This window comes from Tistrella arctica (genome assembly GCF_039630945.1).
In the GTDB taxonomy this organism is placed as follows: domain Bacteria; phylum Pseudomonadota; class Alphaproteobacteria; order Tistrellales; family Tistrellaceae; genus Tistrella; species Tistrella bauzanensis.
Genome location: NZ_JBBKTV010000006.1, coordinates 240,124 through 258,242, shown reverse-complemented (window position 1 = coordinate 258,242; position 18,119 = coordinate 240,124). Strand labels below are relative to the sequence as shown.

The following is an 18,119-nucleotide window of genomic DNA, read 5'->3' as shown; positions in this document are numbered from 1 at the left end:
CTTGCATTTCGCGAGGGATCGGGAACCGCCGGCGGGATCGATCTGGCCTCTCCGGACGGGGGCGGGCGTTGAGCCCGCCCCACCCGGAGCGCCGGTCAGCCGCCGCTCGCGAGATAGGCGTCGACACCGTCAGGCAGGGCGCCGCCCTGTTCCTTGACCAGTGCTGCCCACAGCTTTGCCGTGGCCATGCCGGGATGGCCGGCGGCCTCGGTCTGTTCGACCCAGCGCTTCCAGGTGGCGACCGATGCCCGCTCGATCGTGGCCTTCAGATCGGGGGCCAGGGTGGAGAGATCGGCGAAAGTGCCGCCGTTGGCCTTCGATTCCTCAAGCACCTCGGCATCCTGGGCCTGGATGAGTTCGGCGTTGCGGATCGCGATCTGCTGCGCCGTTTCGGTCCAGGTGGCGCGCTCCGCCTCGGTCAGCCGGGTCCAGGCCGCATCCGAGATCGCGAGATAGCTGCCCCAGTGGCCGACCGCGACCCCGGTGATGGTGTAGGTCAGCACGTCCTGCAATGAATAGGACCGCCAGTCGGCCACCGACAGGATGGTGCCCTCGATCGTGCCGCGTGACAGCGCTTCATAAGAGGCCGATGACGGCATGCTGACCGGTGTGGCGCCAAGCTCACTGAGGAAGATGGTGTGCAGCGCCGACCCGGCCCGCAACGGCATGCCCTTCAGGTCGGCGGCGGATTTGGGCACGACGCCCGCGAAGCTGATGGCATAGGCCGCGGTGGTGGCGACCGGCCAGGCATGGATCTGTTTTGCGGCGATTTCGTAATCGTAGAAGGTCTTGCCGTCATCCAGCGCGACATCGCTGTCCATCAGCGCCTGGAATGCCTTGGTCTGCGACACCGCATCGGTGCCGACCGTCGGCAACTGGGTGACGTCCGACAGCGGGAAGGCGCCTTCGTGATAGGGCGCCAGCAACGGGGCCGCGACGTCGATGGCGCCCCCCTGAAGCGCGTCGAGTTCACGGCCGACGGCGGTGAGTTCACCGGCATAGAAGCGGGTGAATGTCACGTCGCCCTTCGTGCGCTCTTCCATCGCGTCGGCGAACAGGTCCATGTGCTTGCCGACCCAGAAATGCACCTGGGGCAGCGACGAGGCGATGATCAGGTCGGTCTCGGCATGAGCGCTGAACGCGACCATGGAGAGACAGCCCGCAAGCGCGGTTTTCGCGAGATGGTTCATGATGTCCTCCCTGTCCGGATCTTCGTCCGTTATCCCGCCTGTCAGGGGCGGTGATGTTGGTTGCGATAGTGTGTATCAGGCGTCGGCGGTGAGGTCGGCCGCCCGTGCGGCGAGCGCCGGCGCCAGCCGGCCGACCTCGGTGGCGTCGTCGGATGCGGCATTGCCCTGGCGGGCCCGCGCGGCGATCCCCTCGAAGATCACCGCGTTCCGGAACAGCGCCAGGACCAGATAGAACCGGGTCAACGGGCCGGTCTGACCCGAGGCGTCGAAATATCGCCGGGTGAAGCTGTCCATGTCGGGCAGGCCCGCGGCCGCGACATCGACATCCGAAAGCCCGCGACCATATTCATCCGGCCGCATCATCCAGGTGTAGATGCAGCTATGGGCCAGATCGGCCAGCGGGTGGCCGAGCGTCGACAGTTCCCAGTCCAGCACCGCGACGATCCGGGGTTCGGTCGGGTGGAACATGACGTTGCCGAGGCGGAAATCGCCATGAACCAGGGTCGTCTGGTCGTCATCGGGCAGGTTGCGGGGCAGCCAGTCGATCAGCCGGTCCATCGAGGCGTTGTCGGCGGTGCGCGACAACTGCCATTGCCGGGTCCAGCGGGCGATCTGGCGGGCGGCGAAGCCATGGCTGCGGCCATAATCACCAAGCCCGACGCCGGAGATGTCGACCGCATGGATCCGGGCGAGCATCAGTGCCAGCGCGTCGAAATAGGCCCGTCGCTCCGGCGTCGGAATCCCCGGCAGGGCGTTGTCGTGCAGCACACGGCCCTCGACCCGTTCCATCACATAGAACTGGGTGCCGATGATCCGCTCATCGGTGCAGAAATGGACCATCTCCGGCACGGCCACCCCGGTATCGCGCAGGGCCGCCTGCACCCGGTATTCCCGGTCGATGGCATGGGCCGAGGGCAGCAGCGTGCCGGCCGGGCGTTTGCGCAGCACCAGTCGCCTCTCCCCTGTGTCGAGGAAATAGGTCGGGTTCGACTGTCCGCCGCCCAACCGGGTCAGGGTCAGCGCGGGGCCGATGCCGTCCAGCGTCGCCGCCAGATAAGCGGTCAGGGCCGGGACATCGAGGTCGTCGGGGGCACGGGTTGCGGCGGTCATCGGGTGCGCTGGATCTGCTCATCTGCCGGACGAACCGGCGTGGCCATGCAGTGCCGGGCGGCTCATCCAGGGTCACGGCGGCAGCCGCGACACCGGCCTTGCATCCGGCGGCTCGTGTTGTGATTGGACAATAGCTAGAGGCAGGGCTATCGTTCTGTCAATCCGATTGTCGGACAAATGGACCAGCACATGCTTGGGCGTGAATGCCGGTCCGGGAGGAGAGCCAGCCCATGACGACCAATGCCCCCATGACCTTTGATGACATTTCCTACGAGGTGGCGGATGCCATCGCGACGATCACCTTTCAGCGCCCGGAGGTGATGAACGCGGCCCGCAACCAGACCCAGGACGAATTGGTGGCGGCGCTGGATGCCGCCGATGCCGATGATGCCGTGCGGGCGGTGATCGTGACCGGCGCGGGGCGGGCCTTCTGTGCCGGCACCGATATCTCGAACGGCTTCGATCTGCCGGCTGGCGGTGATCCGGCAACCGGCGAGGGCGTGCCGGCCGATGTCGGTGGGGTCACGGTGCTGCGGCTGTTCCGGATGCGCAAACCGGTCATCGGTGCGATCAACGGGCCGGCGGCCGGCTTTGGCGCCACCTTCACCCTGGCGATGGACATGCGGCTTGCCGCCGATACGTCGAAATTCGCCTTCCCCTTCACCCGGCGCGGGATCGCCGCGGAATCCTGCTCAAGCTGGTTCCTGCCCCGGCTGGTGGGCATGCAGACCGCCCAGGACTGGATGCTGACCGGGCGGACCTTCCCCGCGACGGAAGCCCTGGCCCGCGGGTTGGTGCATGAACTGCTGCCGGCCGATGCGCTGTTGCCCCGGGCCCGGGCGATTGCCCGCGACATCGCCGAAAACTGCGCGCCGGCTTCGGTGGCGATCAACCGGCAACTGCTGTGGCGGATGCTGGGGGCCGATCACCCGCGGGTCGCGCATGCCCTGGAAAGCCGGGCGGTCGCGGCACGGCTGGCCAGCGACGACGTCCGCGAGGGCGTCGACAGCTTCAAGGAACGGCGCCAGCCGCGCTTCACCGGCACGCTGGCCGAGGCGGATTACATGTCGGCATGGTGGCCTGAAGCCTGAAGCCTGAAACCAGAGGTCAGGGGGCGGGGCGGCCGGGCGGTGGTCAAAATGAAAGGGGGCCGCGAAAGCGACCCCCCTCTTATGCCTGCCGAGCGTCGCTGAGCGCGACGGTCAGAACCAGCTAGGCTGCCGACGACGCGACGGCGTTGTCGCGGTGGCACCCAGTGTGGCGGGACCGAACAACCGGCTGAACGGCCGCGTGTAACGCGGTCCCTGGGCGTTGCCCCGCATACGGCTTTGGGCCGTCTCGGTGCGGGCGACGGGCTGCGCGCTGAGCGCGCGGCCATCGAACCCGCCGGGCAGGGCAAACAGATGTGCAAGACGCACGAGGTCACCTGTTGGTGGTTGATGATGCTGTCAATATAGCGCGGATTGGCGGTGCTGTGCAGGGGGGGCGTGAAAATACAACCACTTGGCAGGCGCGGGGCAGCCTTGCATCCGCCGCTCGCCAAGGTTCAGCCTTCGCTTGCCGCTCGCGAGGCATTGGCGGAACGGCGCATCAGCCACGCCGCCAGCACCACCGCGATCGTCACAAGCAGCACCAGAATGGTGGCCAGCGCGTTGATCTTGGGACTGACACCCAGGCGGACGCTTGAGAAGATCACCATCGGCAGGGTGCTGGAGGCCGGCCCCGACACGAAGCTGGCGATCACCAGATCGTCGAGCGACAGGGTGAACGACAGCAGCCAGCCCGCGATCAGGGCGGGTGCGATGATCGGCAGGGTGATGACGAAGAACACCTTGGCCGGATGGGCGCCAAGATCCAGCGCCGCTTCTTCCAGGCTCATGTCGAAGCTGGCCAGACGCGCCTGAACGATCACCGCGACATAGGCGGTGCAGAAGGTGACATGGGCGATGATGATGGTCATCACGCCGCGCCCGGCCGGCCAGCCGATCATCTGTTCCAGGGTGACGAACAGCAGCAGCAGCGACAGACCGGTGATGACTTCCGGCATCACCAGCGGCGCGCTGATCATGCCCGAGAACAGGGTGCGGCTGCGGAAACGACCGAAGCGGACCAGCACCAGCGCCGCCATGGTGCCCAGCACCAGCGCCAGTGTGGCCGAGATGGCGGCGATCCGGAAACTGACCCAGGCGGCGTTCATGATGGCGCTGTCGGCCAGCAGCTCGCCATACCATTTGGGCGAGAAGCCGGCCCAGACCGTCACCAGCCGCGAGGCGTTGAAGGAATAGATGATCAGCAGCAGGATCGGCACATACAGGAACAGGAAGCCGGTCAGCAGCGACAGCAGGCGGAACCAGGGGAAGCGTGAGGCCATGACGTCAGCGCTCCTCAACCACGTTCGGCGCTGCGCGCCTGGACGTTCTGGAAGATCATGATCGGCACCACCAGCAGCAGCAGCATCGCGATCGCCACCGCCGATGCCACCGGCCAGTCGCGGTTCTGGAAGAATTCATTCCACAGCACCCGGCCGATCATCACCGTATCGGGACCACCCAGCAGATCGGGAATGACGAATTCGCCCATCGCCGGGATGAACACCAGCATCGCGCCGGCGATCACCCCCGGCATCGACAGCGGCAGGGTGATGGTGAAGAAGGCCTTCACCGGCCGGCAGCCCAGATCGGCGGCGGCTTCCAGCAGGCTCATATCCATTTTTTCAAGCGTGGCATAAAGCGGCAGCACCATGAACGGCAGGTAGCTGTAGACGATGCCGATCACCACCGCGAAATTGTTGTTGATCAGCGGCAGCGGTTCCGAGATCACCCCCGCCCACATCAACGCGTTGTTGATCAGCCCGTTGCTCTGCAACAGCCCGATCCAGGCATAGACCCGGATCAGGAACGAGGTCCAGAACGGCAGCACGATCAACAGCAGCAGCAGCGGCCGGATCTTCTGGTCGCTGCGCGCGATCGCATAGGCCAGCGGATAGCCCAGCAGCAGGGCCACGACGGTTGAAATCGCCGCCAGTTCCATACTGTTCAGATAGGCGTTCAGATAGAGCGCGTCTTCGAACAGAAAGGCGAAGTTGCCGAAATTGAGGTTGATCGCCAGCGACAGGTCGTCGACCCATTCCAGCAGCGGCGTATAGGGCGGCTGGCCGATCACCGCCTGCGACAGGCTGATCTTCAGGATGATGACGAAGGGCAGCAGAAAGAACAGCAGCAGCCAGACATAAGGCACCGCCACCACCAGCCCGCGCCCCGGGCGGGGCAGGCGAAGCCGGCGCCGGGCACCGTCGGGTTCGGCGGCAGGGTCGATCGGCGTTTCGAGGTCGGCCATGCGGTCGGTCCCCTCAAGATCTGAGTCGGTGCGCCAGGGCGTGGCGGTGGAGGCATGCGCGCGGATGCAGCCCTCAGGCGATCAGCACCACGGCGTTGCCCGGATGCCAGGACAGATAAACCTCGTCGTCCCACGATATCTCGGGCTCGGCCAGCCGGAGCATGTTGTGGGTGGTGGCCAGCACCATCTTTCCGCTGGGCAGCCGGACATGATAGGTGGAGACGTCGCCCAGATAGACGATGTCCTGCACCACGCCCCGGAAGACGTTGGGGGTATCGGTGGGTGCTGTCAGCGACAGGCGGATCTTCTCGGGCCGGATCGCCACCCACAGGGTCTGGTTTTCCGTGGCCGACACGCCGTGTGCCACATGGATCGGGCCACCGGTCTCCTCGCTGTCGATCACCGTGCCGTCGACGTGTTCATGGGCCAGATAGCCTTCGAACATGGTGACCGAGCCGATGAAATCGGCGACATAGCGGCTGGTCGGATATTCATAGATCTCGTTGGGCGTGCCGATCTGGTCCAGGCGGCCCGAGCGCATCACCCCGATGCGGCTGGACATGGTCATCGCCTCTTCCTGATCATGGGTGACCATGACGAAGGTGACGCCGACGCTTTCCTGAATGTTGACCAGTTCAAGCTGGGTGCGTTCCCGCAGCTTCTTGTCCAGCGCGCCCAGCGGTTCATCCAGCAGCAGCAGCTTGGGCCGCTTGACCAGGCTGCGGGCCAGGGCCACGCGCTGGCGCTGGCCGCCCGACAACTGATCGGGCTTGCGGCGCATGAAATCCTGCATCTGCACCAGGGTCAGCACCTCGGCCACCCGATCGCGGATTTCGGCCCGGGGCAGGCCTTCCTGCTTCAGCCCGAAGGCGACGTTCTGTTCCACCGACATATGCGGAAACAGCGCATAGGACTGGAACATCATGTTGACCGGCCGCTGATAGGGCGGCACCCGCGCCACATCGACGCCGTCGATCAGGATCTGTCCCGCCGTCGGGGTCTCGAAGCCGGCCAGCATACGCAACAGGGTGGTCTTGCCGCAGCCCGATCCGCCGAGCAGCGAGAACAGTTCGCCGCGATAGATATCGAGCGACAGATTGTCGACCGCCACGAAATCGCCGAACCGCTTGGTCACGTCGACGATCTGAAGATAGGGCTTGGCGTCGGGCGCCGCCCAGGGCTGAACCGGTGCCGGTCGCGCTGCCCGCACGCGGTCGGGCTGTTCAATGCTCATCGCGCGCCATTCCCCCCCACACAGAGACCCGATCAAGGCTGCACGCGATGCGTTGCAGCCGGACGATGCTGACGGTGTTTTTTTCGATCGGCGTGGACCTGATGGTCTGGCCGGACCCGGGTCTGGACCCGGCGGCCATCCCGGGGAGGGATGGCCGCCGGATGTCCTCAGCCTTCGGTGCCGCTGCGGATCCGCGTCCAGGCGCGGCTGCGGGCCCGTTCATACTTCAGGTCGTGGGGGGTGACGACCCACAGCCGGTCCATGGTCTCGGCCGTGGGATAGATGCCGGGGTCGTTGCGCACGTCTTCCGACACCAGTTCGGTCGCCTTGGCATTGGCGTTGGCATAGGCGACAAAGTCGGAAATCGCCGCCGTCACCTTGGGCTCAAGGACATAGTTGATGAAGGCGTGGGCGTTCTCAGGATGTGGGGCATCCGCCGGGATCGCCAGCATGTCGAACCATAGCTGCGCGCCCTCGGCCGGGATCAGATAGGCGATCTCGTGGCCGTTCTCGGCCTCGGCCGCACGGTCGCGGGCCTGGAGCACGTCGCCGGAATAGCCCATGGCGACGCAGACCTCGCCATTGGCCAGATCGTTGATGTACTGGCTGTTGTGGAACTTGCGGATATGGGGCCGCACCTTCATGTAGCCCTCGGTCACCTTGTCGACATCCTCGACCTTATGGCCGTCGGGGTCGAGGCCCAGATAGTTCAGCATCGCGGGGAAGGTCTCGTCGGGGCTGTCCATCACCGACACGCCGCAATCGGCGAGCTTGGCCACGACCTCGGGATCGAACAGCAGGCGCCAACTGTCGAGCGGCCCGTCTTCGCCCAGCCGTTCCTTGACCATCTTGACGTTATAGCCGATGCCGGTGGTGCCCCACATATAGGGCACCAGATGCGCGTTGCCCTTGTCGTATTTCGCCACCCGTGCCATCAGCTTGGGGTCGAGATTGGCGAGATTGGGGATCTTCGACGGATCGAGCTTCTGGTAGATGCCGGCCGAAAGCTGGCGCGCGGCATAGGGCGCCAGCGTCGGCCCCACGATGTCATAGCCCGATCGGCCGGCCAGAAGCTTGGATTCAAGCACATCCTGGCTGTCATAGACGTCGTAATTGACCCTGATGCCCGACTGCTGTTCGAAATTCGAGACCGTGTCCTCGGCCACATAATCGGACCAGTTATACACGTTCAGAACCTTTTCCTCGGCCGCGGTCGCAGCCGTGGTGCCGAGGGCCAGGGTCAGCAGACCGGCGGCGAAGGCGCCGGCGGTCTGGCGCTGTGTGCGTCGTCGGGTGGTCATGGGCGGCGCCTCATCTCATCACGCGCGGTCTTGAAAGCGGTTCCCGCGCTCGGTTCCGTTTCCGCCGGTCGGGACCGGCCTTTCGGGGCGAGCCGGAGCGGATGTGACCCGTCGGGGTTCCCCTCGACAGGATCGCATCGCTCCGACCGGCATTCTTCGACAAGGCGGGTACCGCGGTCAACCGCGGCCGGGGGAGGTTCGACGCCGCTCGTCCGGTTTCGTGCACAGATCGGCCGGGATCGAGGGCCGGGCTTCGATGTCTCGACACCCGGCCTCAGATCTCAGACGTTGAGAAGCAGGCACTCCCGCTCCCAAGATGAGATCACGCTGGAATAGGCATCATACTCGGCTTCCTTAACCGCGATCAGCACCTTCACGAACCGCTCGCCCAGCAGTTCCACCAGCGGATCGCAATCGGCCAGCCGGGTCAGCGCCTCGGGCAGATGCCGGGGCAGGCCATGGGCGCGGACATAGGCCGATCCGCGCAACGGCTCGCCCGGGGTCAACCCCTCGACCATGCCCAGATAACCGCAGGCAAGGCTGGCCGCGATCGCGAGATAGGGGTTGGCGTCGGCGCCGGGCACCCGGTTCTCGATTCGCCGTGCCTCGGGCTCGGAATGGGGCACGCGCAGGCCGCAGGTGCGGTTCTCATAGCCCCATTCGACATTGATCGGCGCGTCGGAATAGCGGATCAACCGGCGATAGCTGTTCACGTTGGGTGCGATCAGCGGCATCACGGCCGGCAGATATTTCTGCAGGCCGGCGATGAAGCCATACAGCAGCTCGGTGCTGGCGCCGCCCTGGCCGACGAACAGGTTGGCCCCGGTCTCGGCATCGGTCAGCGATTGATGGATATGCATGGCGCTGCCCGGCTCGCGCTGCATCGGCTTGGCCATGAAGGTCGCATAGACCTTATGACGGATCGCCGCCTCGCGCACCGTGCGCTTGAACAGGAAGGCCTGATCGGCCAGTTCCAGGGCGCCGCCATGGTTGAAGTTGATCTCCATCTGTGCGGCCCCGGCCTCGTGGGTCAGGGTGTCGATGTCGATCTCCTGCGCTTCGCAGAAATCATACATCTCTTCGAACAGCGGATCGAATTCGTTGACGGCGTCGATGCCGAAGGCCTGGCGGCCGGTTTCGGGGCGGCCGCTGCGGCCGACCGGCGGCTCAAGCGGATAGTCGGGATCGTGGTTGATCTTGACCAGGAAGAATTCCAGCTCCGGCGCCACCACCGGCGCCCAGCCCTTGTCGGCGAAGCGTTGCAGCACGCGGCGCAGAACGTAACGCGGCGCGATATCGCAGGGCCGGCCATCCAGGTAATAGCAGTCGCACAGCACCTGGGCGGTGGCGTCCACATACCACGGCACCTTGCGGACGGTATTCTCATCGGGCTTCATCCAGACATCGGGCATCGCCTCGTCGGTGATGTCCTCGTCGGGATATTCGCCGGTCACGGTCTGCGTGAACACCGGCTCGGGCAGCCTGAGCCCGTGACTTTCCAGGCTGCGGACGAATTTATCGGCCGGAAGGATCTTGCCGCGGGCAACGCCGCTCAGATCCGGCACAAGGCATTCAATCTCGGTAATCGCATTGGCCTTGAGCCATTCGGCAAGGGTATCCATAAACCACCAGGATATGAGGGAACCCCGCACCGACAAGCGGCCACGCGCCCCGGACGGGCAGGGCGGCCGTTGCCCGCCATTGCGTGGCGGCGTCAGCCGGAGCCGCGAGAGTTCGAACCATGACAGCCGGGGCCGAACCACCACGGGGACGGGCGGGCAAGCGATGCGAGGGGCCGTACCGCCGGGTGCGGGGGGCGTTCGGACAGGATAGACGCTGGACCTGGCGGACCGACACGTTACCCATCAAGGATACGTCGGCGTCTGAGACGATTGCAAGCGGGCCGCGCGCAACGCATGGCTGCCGTGGCGCCGGCCGCGCTTGACCCGCCCCGGCGGCGGGCCGGATACTCGGCGCGGTCTGTGGTGATGGCGGTTCCGGGTGCCGGTTCTGCCCCCGAAATCGCGCCCCAAAGGTCGAAGGAGACCATGTCCGATGACCGCCGCCGATCCGAAAGCCTCCATCCCGATGTCCAGCGTGCCGCCCTTGCCGCCGGAACCGCATGCCCGCTCGCGCTATGCCGCCGCCAATCTGGGCCGCATGCGGCGACGGTCGCCGCTGGATGGTGATCTGGTGGTGGATCTGTGCGTGATCGGCGGCGGGCTGACCGGTCTGTCGGCGGCGCTGGATGCCGCGGAGCGCGGCATGCGGGTGGCGCTGATCGAGGCGCGGCGCGTGGGCTGGGGGGCATCGGGCCGCAATGGCGGGCAGGTGTTGAGCGGCTTCTCGTCGGGCACCGACCGGCTGGTCGCCAAGGTCGGCGAGGATACGGCCCGCGAGATGTGGCAGATGACCGTCGATGCGCTGGATCTGGTCCGCGCCCGCATCGCCGCGCACGGCATCGACTGCGATCTGGCCGACGGCGTGCTGACGGCGGCGGTGAAGCCGCGACACTTGCGCGATCTGGAGGCCGAGATGGCGCGCGAGCGCCGCTGGGGCTATGACCGTTCGGAACTGATCCCGGCCGACCGGATCCGCGATCATGTCGGCAGCGCACGCTATGTCGGCGGCATGCTCGACCATGGCGCGGCCCATCTGGACCCGCTGGCCTATGCGATCGGGCTGGCCGGGGCGGCGGAGGCGGCCGGCGCTCAGATCTTCGAGGAAACCTCGGCGACCGCCATTGGCCGCCCGGCCACGACATCACCGGCCGGACCCGTCGGCCGGTTCCGGGTCGAGACCCAGTCGGGTGCCATCACCGCATCGCATGTCGTGGTGGCGGCCAATGCCGAGAACGGCCGGCTGGTGCCGGAGGTGCGTCACAAGGTGATGCCGGTCGGCACCTATGTGCTGGCGACGGAGCCGCTGGACCCGGCCCTGGCTCATCGGCTGCTGCCGGGCAATGTGGCGGTCTCCGACTGCAATTTCGTGCTGGATTACTTCCGGCTGTCGGGTGACCGGCGGATGCTGTTCGGCGGCAAGGTCAGCTATTCCGGCCGGCCGCCGCTCAACCTGGAGCGGAGCATGCGCCGCTCGATGCTGGCGGTGTTTCCCGAACTGGCCACGGTGCCGACATCCGAGGTCTGGGGCGGGGTCGTCGACATCACCCACGACCGGACACCACATTTCACTGAAGTGGTGCCGGGACTGATCGTGCTTCAGGGTTTTTCCGGGCACGGGCTGGCGCTGACCGCGCTGGCCGGGCGGCTGGCGGTCGAAGCGATGGCCGGAGACCGCCGCCGCTTCGACCTGTTCGACCGCCTGCGCCATATCGACTTTCCCGGCGGCTGGGCGCGCATGCCGCTGCTGGTGCTGGCGATGGGCTGGTACCGCCTGCGCGACATGATGCCCTGACGCGACCTGATATCCAGACCGGACCGGGCGGTCCGGAGGTCAGTCCGCCGTGGCGACCGCCGGTGACTGTTCGCGCCGCGCCAGGACCAGTTGTGCCGCAACCGTTGCCACCAGCACGGCAATCCCTGCGACGGTGGAGGTGATGCCCGGCAGGATCAGCCCGAAGGCCGCGAGGCCGAGCAGGATGCGCCAGCCCGGATTGAGCCGGCGGACCAGCCAGCCCTGATCGGCGGCGGCCAGCGCCGTCACCGCGACCGCGCAGGCGATGGTCGACGAGACGATCTGGGCCAGCCCCTGATCCACGATCAGCACGCCCGGATGATAGACCATCAGGAACGGGATGATGAAGCCGGTGGCCCCCATCCGGACCGCGGCGAAGGCCTGGGTCATCGGATGCGTGCGGGCGATCGACGACGCCGAGAAGGCCGACAGCGCCACCGGCGGGGTGATCGCCGACATGATGCCGAAATAGAAGATGAACAGATGCGCCGTGATCACCGGCAGGCCCAGTTGCACCAGGGCCGGCACCACGGTGAAGGCCAGCAGCAGATAGGCCGGGGTGGTGGGAAGGCCGGTGCCCAGCACCAGCGAGGCCACCATGGTGGCGAGCAGCGCCAGGAACAGGCTGTCGCCGCCCACCGCCAGCACCAGCTTGCTGAAGGCGAGGCCGATGCCGGTCATGTTGACCACCGCCAGGATGATGCCGACGGCGGCGCACATCGCGAGCAGGCTGAGCCCGTCGCGCGCCGCCTCGATCAGCACCTGAACGATCTTCTGCGGCCCCATGCGCATCGGCCGGTGCCAGATGCCGCCGCCCAGCAGCACGCCGATACCGGCGAGGCAGGCATAGGCGGGGGAATAGCCTTGCGCCAGCATCACCACGATGGCCGTGGCCGAGGCAAGGACGGTCAGACCCTCGATGACATTCGCGCGCGTGACCGGCGGCAGCTCGGCCGCGGCACGGGCATCGGCCTGCGACAGACCTTCGGCCTTGGCGGCCAGCATCACCCGGATCGAGATGCTGCCATAGAACAGCAGGCAGGGAATGATCGAGGCGATGACGATGGTGACATAGGGAATGCCGGTGATGTCGGCCATCAGGAAGGCGACGATGCCCATCACCGGCGGGGTGATCTGGCCGATGGTCGAGGCGCAGGCTTCCACGGCGCCCGCGAAGCTCGGGCGATAGCCGACGCGGATCATGAACGGAATGGTGAACGACCCGGTCGCCAGCACATTGGCGGGGCCCGATCCCGACAGCGACCCGAAGCCCATGCTGGCGACGATGGCCGACTGGGCCGGACCGCCCGGAACCCGTCGGGTGCCGCGCCCGGCCAGCCGGATGATCGCCTCGCCGGCGCCACTGGCCCTGAGCACGGCGCCATAGAGCACGAAGATATAGATCATCGAGGCCATCAGCCCCAGCGACGAGCCCAGAATGCCGCCCTGGCCGAACATCTCTTCCAGCGCCACCTCGAACCTGACGGTGGAGTGATGCAGCACGCCGGGCAGCCACGGCCCGGCCCAGATGAAGGCCATGAAGCCCACCACCAGCAGCGCCATGCCCAGGCCGCATGACCGGCGGGTGATTTCAAGCGTGACGATCAGGGTTGCCGCGAACACCATCAGGTCTTCGGGCAAGGGAAAACCCATGCGGTACGAGAACATGTCGTACCAGTCGATGAAGATATAGATCATCGCCCAGGCAATGGTGGCGATGAAGGCGATGGTGAGCAGGCGGTCGATGATCGTGCCGCCGGTGGTCCGGCGCCACGAGGGTGGCAGGCTGGGCTGCGACAGCAGGATCGCCGCCGAGCCGAGCAGCAGGACGACCCCCCGCTGTACCGGCAGGGGCATTTCGCCCAGCAGGATCGTCGCCAGGATGAAGATCATGAGAGCGAGACCACAGGCATCGGCCAGCCGGGCCGTCGCCCGGATCCAGACGCCGTCTCCGGTCATGTGGCCGAGATCGTCGCCGCTTGAGGTGATGGTCATGGGCAAAGCCTTCCCCTGCCGGTGCAATTGCCCGTCGGGCCAGGCGCACCGGGTGTTTTCGGCATGGGCGGATGGGCAGGCGCCGGCCGTTATCGCGGCGGGCGATTGCGTGTGGGGGCCATATGTGGGCGGGCGGGGCGGCGGCGGTCGACAGGCCGCAGGTGATGGCGCCACCCTTGCCGCTGGTTCAGGCGATCAGGGCTTCATCACGCCCTGTTCGACATAGAACCGTTTCGCTCCGGGGTGAATGATGCCGCTGGCGCTCTGCACGGCGCTTTCGATGGTCATCGCGCGCAACTCGCGTGATGCGGCGTGAACGTCGTCGATATGGGTCCACAACGCCTTGACCAGCGCATAGGCGACATCATCCGGCATGTCGCGATGGACGATGATCTGCATGCGGGTGGTCCAGCTTTTGACCGGCGCATCGGCCTTGACGTGTCCGTCATAGGCGGCTTTCAGCATCTCGGGCGTGATCACGACCCGGTCGTAATAATCGGCGGCGGGAAATGTCTTGTGAAAGCCGGTCATCGCCGCATCGTCGACGCCGATATAGGCAAGCTCGCTCTGCAGCGCGCCCGAAGCGACGGCACCCTGCGGCAGACCACCCCACAGATAGACCGCGTCCATGGTGCCGTTGCGCAATTCATCCATGGCGGTCGCGTATTCGACATACTGACCCTTGACGTCGCCGCCGTGGACATCCAGACCGTGGGCCGCGAGCAGGGCTTCGTTGATGGTGCCGGAGAACCCGCCGGGCGTGCCCAGTGCGATGGACTTGCCTTTCAGGTCGGCGAGCGTGTGAATGCCGCTGCCGGCCCGGACGACGTAATGGGCGACGCCGCTTTCCAGCGTCAGCAACACGCGGACGTCGTCGTAATACTTGCTGGTGTCGCCACGGCCCTTGAACATGAATAGCCCGTCGCGGGCATAGAGCAGATGCGGCGAGGCGATGATGCCGATCTCCCAGTCCTTGTCGACCACGCCACGCAACAGCTTGGATGTGCCACCATGGGGGGCGACCTGCATCGCCACGCCGGCATCGGCCTTGTCGAGCAGGGTCGACCAGGCGACGCCGAGGGCGTATTCATCCGAGGTGTTGCTGATCGTGGCGAAGGTGACCCGGGCCGGATCCGCCGCGCGGGCCGCGGTCGTGGTGGTCAACACGCCGGTCGAGATGGTGGCGGTTGCGCACAGCGCCGCCATGCCGACGGCGGCGGCCCTGAATGCCCCCGTCAGAACGCCGCGCGTGGCGCGGCCGCAGATTGTGGTCATGTCCCCGTGAACTCCCCCTCGCAGGCCCCTGCCCGGGGCCCTGCGTCATCGATGCGGATGCGGGTCCGGCCTTTCGGAATGTTCTGATTTCGCGATATGAAACCGAACAAATCTCTTATTGCGATTGTTTTAAGGCATTTTCATGGGAATGGCCCGCATTTTTATGCTGTTGACCCGATATGATGCAACTTATGGGATATTCCGGTTGCGGAATGCGGTGATGACCGAATGGTGAGCAGGCTGTGGTGCGATTGACGGAGGCGTGGCATCACCCTACGGTCGATGCGCTCTTCATTCTCAAGCGCCTGCCGCCGTTGCGCGCCCCGTCCTCAAACACCGCTGGTCCATCCATGACGCGTCTTTTCAAGCGCCGCCTTCCAGGCAACCACACCATCCATGCCGGCCGCGCCGCAACGAATGCCGGCTGGGGCATGGGCGCCGGTCGTCACAGAGGGGCGCCAGCGCCGCAGGTCCGGCCGGGACGCTGGTTGGCGGCGGCATGTCTGGCGCTGACCCTGTGCCTGCTGCACGGGCTGATGGCGCCGGCACCTGTGCGGGCGCAGGTGCTGCCGGGCCTGCCGTCCGCGTCCCAGTCTGCCGATGGGGCCGCGGACGAGGGGACCGCCGCCGGCTCGGATGCCGAGATCGAGGCGCTGATCAAGCTGATCGAGGATCCGGCCGGCCGCGAGAAGCTGGTGGAGCGGCTGCGCGCCGCCGAGGCCCCCAAACCGGATCAGGAGGCCCTGGCGGCCGAGCTGGTGATGCCGTTCCTGGACGGCCCGGCGACGGTGATCGCCAATCGGCTGGACGTTCTGGGGCGCGACCTGCAGCGGGCGGCGGTGTCGCTGTCGCGCGCGCCCGACGAGGTTGAACGCATCGGCCGGGTCCTGGCCGACCCGTTGAAGCGCAACCACTGGCTGGACCTGGCATTGCGGCTGGTGGCGGTGGTGGCGGCGGGCTTCGTGGCCGAGGCCGTGGTCAAGGCACTGCTGAGGCGGCCGCGCGCGCGGCTGATGATCAATCCGCCGGCGGCGCGCTGGCGGCGGGTGATGCGCGGCGCCGGGCTGCTGTTTCTGGATCTGCTGGGGATCATGGCCTTTGCCGGTGGTGCGGCGGCGGCGGTGACCCTGGTGCGGCCGACTGGCGAGGCTGCGACCATCGCCATCGCCATCGTCCAGGCCAATCTGGCGGTGCGGGTGGTGATGGCGCTGGGCCGGATGCTGATCCGGCCGCAGACCCGACGGCTGCGGCCGCTGCCGATCGGCGACGAAACCGCGGCTTATTGCTATATCTGGCTGCGCCGTTTCGCCCGGATCATCATCTATGGCTGGTTCCTGTATGATGCGGCCCAGGCGCTGGGCATGTCGGCGCCGGTGCTGAAGGTGGCGCTGAAGCTGTTCGGCCTGTTCGTGGCCAGCCTGGCCGCGGTGGTGATCCTTCAGAACCGCCACGAGGTGGCGGCGTTTATCGCCGGGCGCGGCACGCCCGAACCGGATGGTGCCGCCTGGCCCGGCGCCACCGTGGCCATGGCCGACCCGGGGGATGGCTCGGCGCCATTGGCGGCGGCCACCGATACGACCGCCACCGACACGGCCGCGACCGGGCCCGCCACATCCGATGACGCCCGCCACCGCGACGACGATGTCCCGACGGATCTTGCCAGCGCCGCCGCCGACCGGGCGGTGGAGGTGACGCGGCGTGGCATGCACACCCTTCGGACCCGCCTGGCCGATAGCTGGCACGTGCTGGCGCTGGCCTATGTGGCGGTGGCGGCCGTGATCTGGCTGCTGGGCGTGGAGGGCGGCTTCACCTTCATGGCGCGGGCGACCTTTGCCACCGTGGTGATCGTGCTGATCGACCGGCTGGCGGTTCTGGCGGCCGAACGCGGCCTTGGCCGGCTGTTCGCGGTGTCGGATGAATTTGTCGAACGCCATCCGGGGATCGAGGCACGGGTGAACCGCTATCTGGCGGTGACCCGCGCGGCGCTGGTGGGGTTCATCCATGTCTTCGCGGTGCTGGCGCTGCTGGAGGCATGGGGGCTGGGCGGGCTTGCCTGGCTCGCCTCGGATGCGGGCGCCTCGGTGATCGGGGCGCTGGTCAAGATCGTGGTGTTCGTGGTCGGCGCGCTGGTGATCTGGGAAATGGTCGACGGCGCCATCAACCGCCGCCTGAAGGAAGACGGCAGCCGCGCGCCCACCACTCGCGCCAGAACCCTGCTGCCGATGCTGCGCAACGTGGTGATGATCATCCTGAGCCTGGTGGTGATCCTGACCGTGTTCTCGGAGATCGGCATCGATATCGGGCCGCTGCTGGCCGGCGCCGGCGTCGTCGGCCTGGCGATCGGCTTCGGCGCCCAGACGCTGGTGAAGGATTTCATCACCGGCGCCTTCATCCTGTTCGAGGACACGATCTCGGTCGGCGATGTGGTGACGGTGGCCGGTCAGACCGGCGTGGTCGAGCGGATGACCGTGCGCACCATCCGGTTGCGCGACGTCGAGGGCGTGGTGCGCACCGTGCCGTTCAGCGCGGTCGACATCGTGCAGAATCTGACCAAGGACTTTTCGTATGCCCTGCTGGATATCGGGGTGGCCTATCGCGAGAATGTGGGCGATGTGGCCGAGATGATGCGCGAGGTGGGGCTGAAGATGGCCCGCGAGCCGGAATTCCGCGACCAGATCCTGCAGCCGATCGAGATTTTCGGTCTGGATCGCTTCGGCGCCAGCGAGGTGGTGGTGCGCGCCCGGATCATGGTGAAGCCCGGCCAGCAATGGGGCATCAAGCGGGCCTTCTATGCCCGGATCAAGGAGGCCTTCGACGCCGCCGGCGTGGAAATTCCGTTCCCGCACACCACGCTGTATTTCGGCGCCGACAAGGACGGCAAGGCGCCGCCGGCGCCGATCCGGCTGATGGGCGATGGTCGCCGCCGTGATGATGGCCGGGGGCCCGCCAATGATGTGCCCGCAGGCGGCGACGAGGCCCCGACCGGGGATGCCGCCACGCCCGCGCGGTCGGGCACGGCCGCGGAGCTGCCGGGTGACGAGGATGTCCGCCGCCCGCCGCAACTGGACGACGGCACCGGCGATGCCGGGGGCGGCAGCTCGCCGGTGCGCTGAGCGCCCGCCCTGGCGTGCCCGGTTCACGTCCGGGCCGGCCCCTCGGGCTTGCCCCGCCCGTCCTCGGCGCTTATCCTCCGCCGGCCCCGTCTGGCCGCTCTCATGCGGCATGGGCGGGGCGGCGGCGGGTGCCGCCGGTTCCGGGCGAGGC

The 18,119-nt window shown here is 67.0% G+C and carries 12 protein-coding genes; 3 read left to right on the top strand and 9 right to left on the bottom strand.

Features of this window, described 5'->3' with window-relative positions; translation table 11 throughout:
* Positions 1-95: 95 nt before the first annotated feature.
* Both dctP and WG924_RS15190 read right to left on the bottom strand, forming a co-directional pair.
* Complete coding sequence (dctP, locus tag WG924_RS15195; RefSeq protein WP_345933895.1) at positions 96-1,190, bottom strand: TRAP transporter substrate-binding protein DctP; 1,095 nt, start codon at positions 1,188-1,190, stop codon at positions 96-98.
* Positions 1,191-1,265: 75 nt separating this feature from the next.
* A complete protein-coding gene (locus WG924_RS15190; protein ID WP_345933894.1) occupies positions 1,266-2,300 on the bottom strand; it encodes a phosphotransferase family protein in 1,035 nt (344 codons plus the stop codon).
* Positions 2,301-2,548: 248 nt separating this feature from the next.
* On the opposite strand from WG924_RS15190, the gene WG924_RS15185 reads away from it, so the two are divergent.
* The gene (locus tag WG924_RS15185; RefSeq protein WP_372045169.1) at positions 2,549-3,391 is read left to right on the top strand and encodes an enoyl-CoA hydratase-related protein; all 843 of its coding nucleotides are present in this window, start codon (positions 2,549-2,551) and stop codon (positions 3,389-3,391) included.
* A gap of 455 nt (positions 3,392-3,846) precedes the next feature.
* Here WG924_RS15185 and WG924_RS15180 read toward each other — a convergent pair whose 3' ends face one another.
* The 5 genes from WG924_RS15180 to WG924_RS15160 form a co-directional block, all read right to left on the bottom strand.
* Entirely contained in the window at positions 3,847-4,671 is an 825-nt protein-coding gene (locus tag WG924_RS15180; protein WP_345933892.1) for an ABC transporter permease subunit, read from the bottom strand.
* 14 nt (positions 4,672-4,685) lie between these two features.
* Positions 4,686-5,636, bottom strand: coding sequence for an ABC transporter permease subunit (locus WG924_RS15175; protein WP_345933891.1), 951 nt, complete (start codon positions 5,634-5,636; stop codon positions 4,686-4,688).
* A gap of 73 nt (positions 5,637-5,709) precedes the next feature.
* Positions 5,710-6,870 (bottom strand): ABC transporter ATP-binding protein, encoded by a 1,161-nt coding sequence (locus tag WG924_RS15170; RefSeq protein WP_345933890.1) that lies wholly within the window; start codon positions 6,868-6,870, stop codon positions 5,710-5,712.
* 167 nt (positions 6,871-7,037) lie between these two features.
* Positions 7,038-8,171, bottom strand: coding sequence for a polyamine ABC transporter substrate-binding protein (locus WG924_RS15165; RefSeq protein ID WP_345933889.1), 1,134 nt, complete (start codon positions 8,169-8,171; stop codon positions 7,038-7,040).
* Between the two features lie 281 nt (positions 8,172-8,452).
* On the bottom strand, positions 8,453-9,793 hold the full coding sequence (locus tag WG924_RS15160; protein ID WP_188577254.1) for a glutamine synthetase family protein: 1,341 nt from the start codon (positions 9,791-9,793) through the stop codon (positions 8,453-8,455).
* A gap of 433 nt (positions 9,794-10,226) precedes the next feature.
* On the opposite strand from WG924_RS15160, the gene WG924_RS15155 reads away from it, so the two are divergent.
* Positions 10,227-11,585, top strand: a complete 1,359-nt coding sequence (locus tag WG924_RS15155; RefSeq protein WP_345933888.1) for an NAD(P)/FAD-dependent oxidoreductase — start codon at positions 10,227-10,229, stop codon at positions 11,583-11,585.
* A gap of 39 nt (positions 11,586-11,624) precedes the next feature.
* Here WG924_RS15155 and WG924_RS15150 read toward each other — a convergent pair whose 3' ends face one another.
* Entirely contained in the window at positions 11,625-13,580 is a 1,956-nt protein-coding gene (locus tag WG924_RS15150; protein WP_345933886.1) for a TRAP transporter permease, read from the bottom strand.
* A gap of 195 nt (positions 13,581-13,775) precedes the next feature.
* The gene (locus tag WG924_RS15145) at positions 13,776-14,855 is read right to left on the bottom strand and encodes a TAXI family TRAP transporter solute-binding subunit (RefSeq protein WP_345933885.1); all 1,080 of its coding nucleotides are present in this window, start codon (positions 14,853-14,855) and stop codon (positions 13,776-13,778) included.
* Between the two features lie 350 nt (positions 14,856-15,205).
* On the opposite strand from WG924_RS15145, the gene WG924_RS15140 reads away from it, so the two are divergent.
* Complete coding sequence (locus WG924_RS15140) at positions 15,206-17,968, top strand: mechanosensitive ion channel domain-containing protein (protein WP_345933884.1); 2,763 nt, start codon at positions 15,206-15,208, stop codon at positions 17,966-17,968.
* The last annotated feature ends 151 nt before the right edge of the window (positions 17,969-18,119 follow it).